Here is a 13,509-nt window from a genome sequence, read left to right on the forward strand (position 1 = left end):
TGTTTGGTGCTCGGCATCTTCCGAAACCTCGGATTCGTCGTTATCGTACTTCCGGGTCGTGATGTGGAAGTAGAACTCGTCGGTCGCCTTGTCGTATTGTAGTGTGCTCGCCCGGAACTCGTAGTCCCCGAGAGAACGTACCGCTCGTAGGGCGTCGGACTATCTGCCGGAAGTTCAAAGTTGCACTCGACGCGCCCGTTGACGGTCGAGAGGGACACACGGTCGCGGTAAAACGTCGCGCTCCGCTTGTCGTAGACCATGCTCCATGAGGTAAATTTCGGCTGGCTCACCCGCTTGCCCTGTTTCCACCGTTCGACGCACCCTTTCGTCGCTTGTACGGCACGTCGGATGGCCTCTTGAACGAGGTTCGCGGTGAGGTCGGTTTCCTATCGGAGTTCCTTGTAGAGCGCGTCCCGTGCGGTCGTATTCGCCGTAACGCAGTTCGCGTAGGAGTCGTCGTCCCAACAGAACTCGGCGGCACGGTTCGCGCAGTGAAGGAACTGTCGAGCAGATTCGTGGAGGTCGGCGCGGTGCTCATCAGGAATGATGAGTTTGACCGGCGCGGTTCGACGCACCTCCATATTTCAGATTGCTCCCCGACGGTACTTATATGTTCGGGAGTCGGGTAGCTACCGTCGTGCGGTTGCGTCGTCCTTCGTCGGTTTCCTCTCCGACCTACTCGCTCGCTCCGCTCGCTCCGTGAGGTCGGAGGCTCCACCTTGAATTATGCTGAGTAACAACACTGCTTCGAGGTCATATCGGGGTGCTGCGAGCAGTGGCGACAGTACATTGGCGAATCCGGCTTTAATCGTGGGGAACGCCACGCCATGACTAGGAAGAGGCAAGCGGCTGTGGGGCGCGACATGGTGAGATAGGCCTCTTCTAAGCAGATCGTTGCTGGAACGCGAAGCGCCCAGGAGCCGATTCTGTACGGTTTGCCTGCTCAGGGCACGATCGCACCGAGTTGCTCCAAGAGCCCGTGCGTGTCGTCGAGTGCCCAGGCCTCGAGAAGTTGCCCCTCTTCAACCCTGAAAATGACGATGTCTGCGGTTTCGACTTCGCTTTCCGTCGGCGGAACACCCACGGCTTCCCCTTTGTGTGTCCCGGAAAATCGGTATCGGACAACGACCCTGTCCGCGGTCGCGATCACGTCCTCAATCTCGTTGTTGAGATCTGGAAATGCTTCGTACCACTCTGCCCGGCCACCCGCAGTTCGTCGACCGAGTAGGTGTCGTCCGTCTGGTGATGGAGGACGTAGTCGTCACTTACTACGTCGGTGTCGAACGGCTTGAGCTCGCCGTCATTCCACACGGCCGTGAAGTAGTCTCGGACGAATGCTCGTTCCGTACGGCGGTCGATAACGAAGGAGGGTACCGGTACTAGTACCGGTCTCGGCCTTCGTCGACTGATGGCGATCTATCAGTCGGCTCTGGACCGTGGAGTAACACTCCCGGTCCCGCCGAATAGATTTTCCGGGTCGTATTTCGTCTTCAGGTTGACCAACTGCTCGTAGTTGTTGCCCAAGCGTCGTTTCACGGGATCCTCATTCAGTCCCGGGAAGTTCCCGTAGCTCCCCGATGCAACGGTCAGTTCTCTCGTTTCGGCGATCCCGTCGCGGCCCCAGGCGACGTTCGCATCGTCGTCAGCGGGGTCTTCCCAGTTGGCCTCGAAGGTGAGCATGTACGGCTTGTCCCGGTGCCAGAACGCGGTCGCGTCTTGGGGGACCTCCTCGACCGCGTCGCCGAGGTGCCAGAGGTCGATCGTCGAGAGTGCAGAAGGTGCCGACTCGGTGTACCGAACCATGATATCGACGATATCGTCGGTGACTTCGGTGAGGAAAATCGACTTCCAGTAGTACCTGAGTCCGTCAGGATAATCCTCATCAAGCATCGACTGGAGGTCAACGTACTCCATCGGGCTACTGAAGTCGGCGATGGGCGTCGCGCTCTCTCGTAGCGGGCGAAAGACCTCATCGGCGTCCTCGAGGTCTCCGCGGTAGGATCCGAGCATGGCTAACGCGGGCTCACCCCAGGCGTCCTCGGGAAACCCCTCGAGGTCGGGTACGTGTGCAGTGAAGGCGAGCACGCCCGCCTCGCGTGGTGCATCGGCGCCCCACTCGAGGTACTGCTCCATAACTGTCGTTGTGTCGTCACCGTGGAACCACGCGAAGAACGCGTACACCTCGGGTCCCACGTCGTGGAGGTCGAACTCGAACGACGTGACGATCCCGAGCGTCCCGCCACCACCGCGGATCCCCCAGAACAAGTCCTCGTTCTTTTCGCTGCTCGCGGTGTAGACCTTCCCGTCAGCCGTCACGACGTCGACGCTGCGAAGGTTGTCCATCGCCAGTCCGTACTGTCGGCTCAGGTGTCCGTAGCCGCCGTTGAGCGTCAGTCCGGCAACGCCCGTCTCCGAGACCGCGCCAAGGGCCGTTGCGAGGCCGAAAAGTTGCGTTTCGCGGTCGACGTCGCCGAGCGTCGCGCCGCCTTCGACGCGAACTGTACGCCCCTCCCGATCGACGTGCACACCGTTCATCATCGAAAGATCGACGACAATACCACTCTCACAGACGGCCGTCCCGGCGACGTTGTGTCCTCCACCTCGCACCGCGAGCGGGAGGTCCTGCTTATGGGCGAAGATTACCGACGCGACAACATCGGCGACGCCGGAACAACGAGCGATCATCGCCGGATACTTGTCGATCATGCCGTTCCAGACTGATCGGGCCTCGTCGTACTTCTCGTCCCCCGGGAGAACAATGTCGCCGCCGAATTCGGCTTCGAACGACTGAATTTCGTCCTGAATGTGGGCGATCGTCCCGTCTCCTAGTGATTTTCCTCCGTGTGCCATAATCTGAATACGATTCCGACGACGATAAAGAAGTCATAGTGTTCACACGACGGTCCGTCTTGCAGTTATGACTGGCGGATGACGCGCCGAAATACGGATGCCGGTTCTCGCTCCTCGGTCGGGAGGATCGAGTCTCGAATGTCTCTCGAAAACAGCCATATCATAATTATTGATTGTGGGCGACTATATGCCCAGGTGGGGCGTATAAGTCTCGAGAGACAATGCCAGAAACTACCACTCCCGTAGACGACGGTGTAATAGACGGATTCGGCGAGGAACTTCACGGCGAATTGCTCCGTCCTGGAGATCCGAATTACGACGAAGCCAGATCAATATGGAACGGCATGATCAACAGGTCACCGGCGCTCATCGTTCGCTCGAGGGGAGTGTCTGACGTGATCGCCACGGTAACCTTCGCCCGCGAACGGGGCATGCTGCTCGCGATCCGCGGTGGCGGACACAATATCGCCGGCAACGCAGTGTGCGACGACGGGTTGATGCTCGACCTCTCAGAGATGCGCTCGATTCGCGTCGATCCGGATCGCGAGACCGCTCGGGTTGAACCGGGCGCTACCCTCGCCGATCTCGACCACGAGACGCAGGCGTTCGGACTGGCGACTCCGCTCGGAATCAACTCGACGACTGGCGTCGCGGGGCTCACGCTCGGCGGTGGGTTTGGGTGGCTCACTCGTCGGTACGGAATGACCGTGGATAACCTGCGCTCCGTCGATATCGTCACGGCGGACGGCAAGCTGCGTCATGCGAGCGACGACGAGCATCCGGATCTCTTCTGGGGAATCCGCGGCGGTGGTGGGAATTTCGGCGTCATCACGTCGTTCGAGTTCGATCTCCACGAGGTCGGCCCAGAGGTTCTTGCCGGACCGATCGTGTACAACGGTGAGGACGCACCAGCGGTTCTGCGACATGTACGAGACTTCAACGAGGACGCGCCGGACGAGTCGACCGTCTGGGCCATCCTCCGCAAGGCACCACCGCTCCCGTTCCTTCCCGAACCCGTCCACGGTATCGGGGTCGTCATCGTAGTCGCGTTCTACGCGGGAGAGATGGAGACGGGCGAAGAGGTACTGGCCCCGATTCGTTCATTTGGCGACCCAATCGCCGACGCCGTCGGCCCGGTCCCTTACGCCGCCTTCCAGCAATCGTTCGATCCCTTGCTCACTGACGGAGCCAGGAATTACTGGAAATCGCACAATTTCAGTACGCTTTCGGACGACGCCATCGACACCGCAGTCGAGTATGCAGCAACACTTCCGTCTCCACTGTCCGAGATCTTCTTCGGTCAGGTGGGCGGCGCGATGGCGCGCGTACCGACGGATGCGATGGCCTACCCCCACCGCGACGCGGCATACGCGATGAATGTCCACACGCGCTGGGAGGACCCTGCGATGGATGATGAGTGTATCGCCTGGTCCCGAGAGTTCTTCGACGCCATGGCCCCGTACGCGACCGGCGGCGTCTACGTGAACTTCATTAGTGAACGGGAGGGAGAGGAGAACCTCGCCTACGGTGAGAACTACGAGCGTCTGGTCGAACTCAAAACCGAGTACGATCCGACAAACCTGTTCCGAATGAACCAGAACCTCGAGCCAGTGGCGTAACTTTCTCCCTTCGTGAGTTTTCGTCCTTCTGTGACCTTCTACCAAATCACCGACAAGGGCCGCAATGCCCTGAGAAAGCGCCGTGAGTGGGAAGATCAGTACCTCCAGGAGACCGCACTCGCCTAACCTCAAAAATCACGCTGGTAGTCCCTCTGTCAGAGTGAAGACTGAGCCCTCACAAGCATATCCTTAGTTGACATCCTCCCCGCCCTACAGGGCGAGGCTTTGCGCCTGTTTCCACGTAATCCGGACCTGGTCGCCGACGTAATAGATGTACCCGCGGCTGTGCAGAATAGTCAACAGCGCCTCTGCAGGCTCCTCGCTACACTCGGACGCAACCACTGAAAGAACTTGCTCCCGAGACAACTCACCTCCTGCAGTCTCGACCGGCGACCGAAGCACTTCAAGCGCCTCTTTGGCCCGCGGCGGGAGTGATGTTTGAGGGTTCATCTATCGGTAGTTACAGAGGAGTGGTAATAAGCCTCAGTCAGACACGGCTCTCAGACCGTGTTTTTGAGGCGACCAGACGCACTGAATCCAAGACTATCCCCTTCTCGTCGAGAGAAAGCGGTTTGCCTGCAGTGCGACTACTGAGCGTATGCTGGTCCCGTGGATGGACTGGACGCACATGACGAAGATTGACCCCGACAAATCACTTCTTGACGGCACCACCTACGCAGCGCTCGCCGACACGGGCACAGCTGCACACAACCTCGGAGGATGGATTTGATGCGTACCTTTCATTCACACATCGGAACTAGAATATATTAGCCTAGTTTGACAACTATGCTGCAGAGAAAGGGATTTCGCGTACGAAAGTTGCCTCATACGGCAACAATACGCTCATTTCAACGGACTTTTTGCGCCTGCCCTTCATATTCATGGGAGATGACTGAGCGGAACGGGTCTTCCGCCGAAGAAGACCAGACACTCGAGACCATCTTTGCTAACTCACCTCTCGATTTCGGCGACACAGATTTCTGTCAAACACTGGTGGCGAACACGTCCGAAGGGCTTCTCACGATCGACGAAGACAGCACGATTGTCTTCGCGAACCCCGCGCTCGAACGTATTCTGGGGTACCGTCCGGACGACCTGGTCAGTCGGTCCTTGTTGGTGCTCATCCCGGACCGACTCGTCCAAGATCACGTTCAAGCATTCCAGCGATATCTCGAAACTGGCGACCCACAGATCGACTGGGACGGCATCGACCTGCCAGCACAACACGAGGAGGGCCACGAGGTTCTCGTTTCGATCAGCTTCCGTGAACACACTCACGACGGCCAGCAACTCTTTACGGGTGTAATCCGGGATGTCAGTGACCGGAAACAGCGGCAAGTTGAACTCGAGCGCTACGAAGATATTGTCACGCACCTCCCAGATGGAATTTGCCGAACCGAGTCCGATCCCGATGGAGCCTTCCTCGAAGCGAATCCGGCCTTGCGGGACATGCTCGATGTGGAGTCGAACGACGCACTCCTTCAGATGGGCCCCGCCGATTTCTACGCCGATCCGGATGACCGACAGTCGTTGTGCGAACAAATCCGTGAGGAGGGGATCCTCTTGGACGAGAAACTGAAGTTACGAACCGCGACGGGTGAGTCGATCTGGACATCGATCACCGCGATCGAGCGCGAAGAGCGTGGAGAGACCTATATCGATGGCGTCGTCAGGAACATCACGGAGCGGAAAGACCGCGAGCGCGACTTTCGTGAGCAACGGCGAAGTATCGAGACTATCCTCTCGCATATCCCGGGAATACTCTTCACATTCGACAAGGACGGCATCTTCACCCGATCGGAGGGACAGGCATTTCGGAACATCGGACTTGATCCTGGGGAAGCCGTCGGCCAATCGTTCTTCGACCTGTACGCTGATCACCGCACGCTTCTCGATCTCTGTCGACGAGCGCTTGACGGGGAACGGGTGAGCAGTACCGTAGATGTTGCTGGACGGGTGCTCGAAGGAACGTGTCAGCCAGTGTTCGACGAAGGGGGCGACGTCACGCAGGTCGTGGGATTCGCCTACGACGTCACCGAGCGCAAGGAGCGCGAACATGCGCTCGAAACCCAGCGAACCGCGCTCGAACGCGTCCAGCAGATCATCAATAGCCTCCGGCCACTCAACCGGATGCTCGCGAGGGTCTCGACCCGAGACGAGATTGAACAGGTCGTCTGCGAACAGCTCGCGACCTCCGATGCCTACCGCTTCGCGTGGTACGGCGACTACGCTCCCGAAGGCGATCGAGTCACCCCAAAGGAGTGGGCCGGGGTCGAAGACGAGTATCTCGACGACTCCGAGGTGAGGACCGATGGGAGCGACACTGACTTGGGGCCGGTCGGCCGGGCCGTCCGCTCTTGCGACGTCCAAGCAGCCCGGAACATCCCCACTGATTCGTCATTCGAACCACGGCATGACGAGGCGCTAGACGGCGGGTATCAATCCGCGGCTGCCATTCCCGTCGTCTTCGGGGGAACCATCTATGGCGTGATCGTGGTCTACTCGGAGCGACCGAACGCGTTCGACGATTACGAACAGGGGCTGCTCCGCGAACTCGGGGAACGCATTGGTCACGCGATTCACGCAGCGGAGAACAAACGACTCCTCCACACGGATACCGTCGTCGAACTGGAGTTCCGGACGACAGGTGCAGAATCGGTCTTCGTTCGACTGACCGAGGAACTCAACTGTCGGCTGGAACTCGAAACCGTCGTCCCTGCCTCGGAGAACGCGTTCCTCTGTTATGCGGCCATCAAAGGAGCAGCTCCGGCCACGGTTATTGAATCGCTCTCCGACTCACCAGTGATCGATCACGCACGTGTCATCGACGCAACGGAGTCCACCGGAATGATCGAATACCGGATTAGCGAATCTCCGATGACAAAACTACTCGATTACGGAGCGTCCGTGACGTCCAAAATCGTCGAGAACGGTGAAGAGACGATCGTCGGGGAAGTCGCTCCGGATGTGGATACCCATACGATCATCACCGGGATCCAGGCGGAATATTCGAACACGACCTTCGTCGCCAAACGGTCGGTCGACCGACCTGTCCAGCCGATCACTGTCCCACGTAATGGGCTTGAGGACGTGTTAACTGCTCGGCAGCGCGAGGTACTGGAACTCGCCTATCATGCCGGGTTTTTCGAGTCACCACGCCACTCGACAGGCGACGACCTCGCCGACGCACTCGGTATTACCTCCCCAACATTCTACCTCCATGTTCGAAAAGCGACCCAGAAGCTTCTGGAACGAATCGACGAGATAGGCCTGTTCAAATAGACATGACGGGAATCCCTCGTTCCCGACTTTCTGACCCTCTTTCATGCGATATCAGTACTCCTCAACGGCGATTCACTCTGGCTGTATGTTCCGGTTCACGCGGAAGACGTTCTCCGGATCGTACTTCTCCTTGACTTCGACGAGGCGAGCGAAGTTGTCGCCGTACGTCGCCCAAATGCGCTCCTCACTTTCATCGACGGTCTGGAAGTTAATGTAGTTCCCGCCGGTTGAATAGGGTCGGAGTTCCTCCCACGCATCGCGAACCCACTCGCGATACGCATCCCCCTCGGGATCGTCCGGCGCCCACCTGCCGGCCGCACCGTACGCGAATCGGGCGTCGCGGTTGTTCACGGCACCGTCGTCGTCGCTGTGTTCGTTAAGTGCTCCGCCGATGTGCGCGAAGACGATCTGGCCGTCGGGGATCGGGTTCTCCGCGGCCAACTCTCGCGCCGTCGACAGGAGGTCGTCACTCAACTCGGCGGCGAACTCGGTTTTCCAGTAGTAGTGGTCGCCCTTGGGTTCGGTGGCGTCGAGGTACGACTGCTGCTGGACGTACGGTCGCTCTCCTAGCAAGTCCATGACGGGGTCGTCGAGCGCCCGGATGGGCTCGAGCGCCGCCTCGGCGTCGTCTGGGTCACCGCTGTAGCAGACGGTCATCGCGCAGGCCAGTTCACCGACGGCTTCCTCTGGGACGAACGGCACAGGCGGGGCCCGCAGGAGGATCAGAAACACCGCGAGTTCCCTAGGTGCCTCAGCGGTGAGTTCCCGGTAGGCCTCGAGGACCTCGTTGGCCCGGTCGAAGGGCCAGGCGATGAGTCCGCCATAGATGGTCGGACCGACCTCGTGGAGGCGGTAGGTAAACGAGGTGACGACGCCGAAGTTGTGGCCGGCTCCGCGGATCGCCCAGAAAAGGTCCGGGTTCTCCTCGCGACTGGGCTGACGGACCCGCCCGTCGGCGGTGACGATTTCGACTTCGAGCAAGTTGTCGACCGCCCACCCGAATCGGCGGGTCAGGTAGCCGAACCCGCCGCCGAGCGTCAGCCCCGCCAACCCAGTCTCGGAGACGAATCCGCACGGCGTGGCCAGGCCGTGGAGCTGGGTCTCTCGGTCGAGATCCCCGAGGAGACAGCCGGCCTGGGCCGTCGCGATCCGTTCTTCGGGATCGACGAGGACTCCCCGGAGTCGAGACATGTCGATGGTTAGGCCGCCGTCGGCCAGTGCCGTCCCGGCGATGTTGTGCCCCCCGCCCTTCACTGAGAGCAGGAGGCCGTGGTCGCGGGCGAAGTTCACCGCGGCCACGACGTCGGCCGTACCTGTCGGCCGGACGACGAGCGCCGGCGTCTTCTCGATCATCCCATTCCAGATGCGCGTCGCCTCCTCGAACCCTTCGTCGGTCGGGGAGAGCAGCGGGCCGCGCAGGCTCTGGTGGAATGCCTCGACGGTTTCCTCGGTCAGCGTGGTCGTAGTTCCGTCTCTAGTCGCGATGGTGGTCTGGGACATATTCTAGGATATGACGCCACAGGTGATGAACTAATTGTACAATCCAATGGTTTTGGAAATGCATAGCACGCCTTCTCCAGGAACGGCGAGAACGTAGTCGCGACACTCCCGGCTAGCGAAACTACAGTACCGAAAAATTTTGAATAACCCAGCCCGTGGCCAGTGGTGCTATAACACTCGGCCTCTGGTCACTAGTAGACTAGTCTTCGGGTTCTTGATGAATCCTACCGAGGGACATAGCAATGACCGAGTTCGAGACACACCGGTCCGGGGCAGACATCGTCTGCAGCACTACTACTGCAAATGTTGCATTTGACCTGCTCAGCAGTAGACCACGGCGCTGCATCCTGTACTATCTCACCCACTGTGCTGGCGCCGTTGAATTGCGAGAATTGGCTGACCAGCTTGTGTCATGGGATGAGACGGCTATCGACGACCACGAACGGATCATGGCGTCGCTCTATCACGTTCATCTTCCGAAACTCGAGGAGAACGGTGTACTCACGTTCGACTCGACCCAATGTCTGATCGAACTCGACGAGACGGCCGATGAGCTGAACCCCTATCTCGAACTCGCCGCTGAAGACGACCTTCAGACACAAGTGTTCGATCTGGAACCAGAGCGAGGTGGTGCGTGACGTACCACGTCCGGTGCACCGCCTGTTCGTTCGAACGAACGGTCGACGAACTGGAGGCAGCGCTTTCTCTGGAGGGAGCGCATACCGACGAATTGGGTGCCGACCATTTCGTCGACATCAAACTAATCGAATAGACTCAAATATACCGTGATTCGGTCCAAGACGGATCCACTTCCCACTCACCATCCCATGTCCACCGACTTCGAACCAACGGCTGACTGTCCCGAACTTCGTGCCCACCCCTACCGCCGCCGGCTGCTGAGTTGTCTCGAACGACACATAACCCTCTCGTTGGCCGACGTGGCAGACGAGCTAGCGGTCTGGGAGGTGACTGATCCCCTCACTGAAATCCGCGCCGAGGACGTGAAGGACATCTATCTGGAGCTCTATCACACTCATCTCCCGAGACTGGAGCATGCCGACATCGTCGTATACGATCAGGAACGAGACTTCGTTTCGCTGCCTGGATACGGGGCGGATGCAGTAGTCGATATTCAACGTGTTGATGAACGGGAGACTGACAGCTCCGATGAGGGGGTCTAGTCTGTTTTCTGGCCGAAAATTGGTATTCGTGGAATCGAGCCGTGAAATTCCGACTCGGTCAGTCGGTTTCTGCTCCCTCGTCGGCTTCTTCGTGCGGGGGGGTGCGAGCTTCCGCGCCGCCACGCCAACTAAAAACGAGCTCCCTGGTGGTGAGTTCTCGGACATCGGGATACCGTTCCTGTTTGGTCTGTGCGTAGTTTACCAATGTGACCAGAAACACGCCGCCGATGGTGTTTCCGAGAAACACCGGAAGCCAGAACTCAGAGAAGACGGTGAACGTCTCGAGGTCTGTGACGAACAGGAAGTAAAACACCTCACACGCAGTCGTGATAACGTGGTAGAGTTCGGCTGCGGCGATCATGTAGAAGACAATATAGATCATGATGAGCCGAGAGACCGTATCACGCGCTGCGTGGTCGAGCCATACGACCCCAGCAACTAACCAGCCTGCAAAGACGGCTCTGTTGAAGACGACCCACCACCCGTGCTTGAGGCCGGATCGGGCGAAATGCGCACCGGCCTGCGTTCCCTCCGGCGAGAGCACGTGACCATGTACGAGCAGATATGCGCCGATAACTGCCCCAAACAAGTTACCGACCAAGACAATCCCCCAGACACGCAGCAATAATGGAACGCTGGCAAGACGAGCCAAAACCAGCGCCACGGGCGGTAGCGTGTTTTCGGTGTACAGTTGGTAATGACCGAGAATAATATAAATGAATCCGACCGGGTACAAGGTAGCACTTAAGAATTGGTTATCGGGAAAAGCCGCGACGCCGACTGCGTGTCCGAGGAACGTAAGAACGATGGCGAATCCGGCGGCTAGCCCGCTGAAAAACAGTCGTCGTTTATTGGCTGCGATCTCCTCGTCGGCGCTCGCGAGAACCCGTTCGAAAATTTCGTTCGCTGAGAATCGATCACGGACCGCCCAGCCAGCCGCAGGTGCACCCGACGCTGCTCGATCAAGCGATTCACGTATTTCATCACCCGAATCATCGTTGTCACCGTCATTCATTTCGATTGTCTCCCGTTTTCCATACTCGTGACCCTACGCTCATCTCGCTTTTGCCCCTCAGTATATGCGATTTCCGACTCGTATACGACCTTTGAGGGCGGCGAAGAGACGGTGTATATTTTGCCATCCTCCCCGCACTGAAGCGCGAGGATTCCAGCGTGGGACAGCACGCCGGTTGTACGTCCCCGTTGGTAACTTCCCGCCTGTCAGATGGGGATCGGCGGGGCGGTACCGAGTTCGTGCGCGATGCGTCGGCCCCACAAGGGGTGTGTTGTATTCGGCGTCCGTTCGGACGCGGTACCCGATTGCACCGTGCATCCCGTTCGTCTCGGAGAGACGGCGAGGATGCACCTGGTCGCACCTTTCGGCGCGTCCGGGCACGAGCCGTGCCATCGGCCTGCCTGATCTATCTGCCACGGTGGGCAGACACAAGCGGGCGAGGGTCGTTTTTTGCCTGCCGCATTGCCACGGCCTTGGAGACGCCCTCGCGGGAACGGTGTGGTGGCCTTCGTCGTCCAGGCGGATCCCAATCCAACCGCCAGTTTTTGCCCGTTGTGCTTACCACGCGGTACGCTGTCAAACGACTTACTTCCGGCGGCTGTGTCCCCAATGTTGGATTCATTCCCCGCCGCGAACGGTGGAGCTTTCTCCTCGATTTTCCATAATTCGTACAACCACCTCTTCGCATTCTCCTGGGCCGACAGGACGACCGTTGAAACCGCTGTTTAACACGCGGTCGTAGAAGTCGTTCACATAACTGTAGGGCGAGGAAGCCCGCGACTGTAGTCGTGGGTAGCTTACTGTGACGACCACAGTGTCTCTACCCGTTGCTCTATTGCTGTGAGGACGGTGGAGTATACTTCGAGTGGATGGAGCGACGGGAGTTCGAGGTCGGTAATTCCGCTGGCAGACGGTGGCTTGTGAAAGTGCAACCGGGTGTTGTGCGTGTTCGGGTGCCGGTCCCAGCGACACTCCCAGAGTTCTTCGTCCTCGTGTTCTTCGACGTAGTGGACCGAGAAATCACCAGTCGTGAACCACCGAATGTCGAGTCGGACCGCTGTCACCGAGTCCGGGTATCGTCCAGCGTCGAGCAGTCCACGAAGTAGTCGAGGTTCGTAGGAATCCGGGTCGAACGCAGTCTCGGCGACGAGCGAATCCGATAAAAGGTGTCGCTCCAGCAGGCGCAGCGTCTGTCGATCCGGTGGGCCTGTCGAGTGTGGGGCCGAATCCTCCGGTGGCTGGCTCATTTACGCCGGAATCAGATGTCCGTCGTTCTGGGAGAGCTGGCGAGCAAGTTCATAGAGCCGAATATCCCGAATCACACTCTGCCACTCGCTGACTGCGGTCATCCGCTTGTGGATGGTTTCGTGACTGCCGTGATCAAACACGTTGACGGCTGTTGGGTCAGTCGTTTCGAACCGGGCTTCGAATTCCGTCTGCTGGGCTTCAAGCGCCTCCACGCGGTCGATGATCTCCTCGACAGAGAGCTCGGTTGCGATTCGACTGGCGTCCTGCCATTCGAGATACCCCTCGTTTCGTTCGTATTTCGCCGGGCGGCTGTCTCTATCGGCTCGAGCGATGCCCATCTCCGCCAAGCGGTCGAGGTGCTTTTTCGCGGCGTTTGGAGAGCAGTCCGCAAGCTCAGCGATCTCGGTGTACGCAGTCGGAGAGGTAACTCCGAGGACGACGTCGTAGACACGACCAAACGTGTCTGTTCCCGTCTGCCACCGTCGCTGAGTATCGTCGGACTCTGGGGCCGGATCGAACTCGGTCATACCTATCTGTAGGCGGTTGCTCTCAATATATCTTTGGGTGCTTCACATATGTGTGAGTTCGCGCTGGGTTGGGTCACTGGAAAGGCAAATTCAATCTTGTTCAATTTGCGAACCAACGGGAGTACCCTCGATTCAGCGTGTATTGACGAATAGGGTGCTGCCGCTCATTTCCATCTGCCCCAAAGCCTGATTCGTGTTCCGTCCAGCCACAGTCTATATACTGATACAGTCAGCAGCCAGTCTCCTTTCACATGACGGCTCGAGCTCAATCTCGATCGATACAGGGG

General features: G+C 58.8%; 10 protein-coding genes and 2 pseudogenes. 4 read left to right on the top strand and 8 right to left on the bottom strand.

Annotated elements, in window-relative coordinates; all coding sequences use genetic code 11:
* From C3L37_RS17425 to C3L37_RS17435, 3 genes and pseudogenes are all read right to left on the bottom strand, one after another.
* Positions 1–581, bottom strand: a pseudogene (locus C3L37_RS17425) (RNA-guided endonuclease TnpB family protein); the annotation flags it as partial.
* Between the two features lie 362 nt (positions 582–943).
* Positions 944–1,183 (bottom strand): annotated as a pseudogene (locus tag C3L37_RS17430) (ester cyclase); the annotation flags it as partial.
* Positions 1,184–1,419: 236 nt separating this feature from the next.
* On the bottom strand, positions 1,420–2,850 hold the full coding sequence (locus C3L37_RS17435; protein WP_164974790.1) for an FAD-binding oxidoreductase: 1,431 nt from the start codon (positions 2,848–2,850) through the stop codon (positions 1,420–1,422).
* Positions 2,851–3,071: 221 nt separating this feature from the next.
* Between C3L37_RS17435 and C3L37_RS17440 the strand changes: the two genes are divergently transcribed.
* Positions 3,072–4,469, top strand: a complete 1,398-nt coding sequence (locus tag C3L37_RS17440; RefSeq protein WP_129116094.1) for an FAD-binding oxidoreductase — start codon at positions 3,072–3,074, stop codon at positions 4,467–4,469.
* A 210-nt stretch (positions 4,470–4,679) separates the two neighbouring features.
* On the opposite strand, the gene C3L37_RS17445 is transcribed toward C3L37_RS17440, so the two are convergent.
* Positions 4,680–4,919, bottom strand: a complete 240-nt coding sequence (locus tag C3L37_RS17445) for a hypothetical protein (RefSeq protein ID WP_129115883.1) — start codon at positions 4,917–4,919, stop codon at positions 4,680–4,682.
* Positions 4,920–5,255: 336 nt separating this feature from the next.
* Between C3L37_RS17445 and C3L37_RS17450 the strand changes: the two genes are divergently transcribed.
* Positions 5,256–7,751, top strand: a complete 2,496-nt coding sequence (locus tag C3L37_RS17450; protein ID WP_228546308.1) for a bacterio-opsin activator domain-containing protein — start codon at positions 5,256–5,258, stop codon at positions 7,749–7,751.
* 72 nt (positions 7,752–7,823) lie between these two features.
* On the opposite strand, the gene C3L37_RS17455 is transcribed toward C3L37_RS17450, so the two are convergent.
* Complete coding sequence (locus C3L37_RS17455; RefSeq protein WP_129115885.1) at positions 7,824–9,251, bottom strand: FAD-binding oxidoreductase; 1,428 nt, start codon at positions 9,249–9,251, stop codon at positions 7,824–7,826.
* A 242-nt stretch (positions 9,252–9,493) separates the two neighbouring features.
* On the opposite strand from C3L37_RS17455, the gene C3L37_RS17460 reads away from it, so the two are divergent.
* Together C3L37_RS17460 and C3L37_RS17465 are read left to right on the top strand one after the other, a co-directional pair.
* Positions 9,494–9,889, top strand: a complete 396-nt coding sequence (locus tag C3L37_RS17460; RefSeq protein WP_228546309.1) for a DUF7344 domain-containing protein — start codon at positions 9,494–9,496, stop codon at positions 9,887–9,889.
* A 189-nt stretch (positions 9,890–10,078) separates the two neighbouring features.
* Positions 10,079–10,432 (top strand): DUF7344 domain-containing protein, encoded by a 354-nt coding sequence (locus tag C3L37_RS17465; RefSeq protein ID WP_228546310.1) that lies wholly within the window; start codon positions 10,079–10,081, stop codon positions 10,430–10,432.
* 58 nt (positions 10,433–10,490) lie between these two features.
* Here C3L37_RS17465 and C3L37_RS17470 read toward each other — a convergent pair whose 3' ends face one another.
* The 3 genes from C3L37_RS17470 to C3L37_RS17480 form a co-directional block, all read right to left on the bottom strand.
* On the bottom strand, positions 10,491–11,447 hold the full coding sequence (locus tag C3L37_RS17470) for a formate/nitrite transporter family protein (protein WP_129115886.1): 957 nt from the start codon (positions 11,445–11,447) through the stop codon (positions 10,491–10,493).
* Positions 11,448–12,244: 797 nt separating this feature from the next.
* On the bottom strand, positions 12,245–12,694 hold the full coding sequence (locus C3L37_RS25820) for a hypothetical protein (protein WP_129115887.1): 450 nt from the start codon (positions 12,692–12,694) through the stop codon (positions 12,245–12,247).
* Positions 12,695–13,222 carry a winged helix-turn-helix domain-containing protein gene (locus tag C3L37_RS17480; protein ID WP_129115888.1) on the bottom strand — a complete coding sequence of 176 codons (528 nt, stop codon included), beginning with the start codon at positions 13,220–13,222 and terminating at the stop codon, positions 12,695–12,697. It lies immediately after the preceding gene.
* Positions 13,223–13,509 lie beyond the last annotated feature (287 nt).

The sequence above is a fragment of the Halegenticoccus tardaugens genome, from assembly GCF_004116405.1.
In the GTDB taxonomy this organism is placed as follows: Archaea; Halobacteriota; Halobacteria; order Halobacteriales; family Haloferacaceae; genus Halegenticoccus; species Halegenticoccus tardaugens.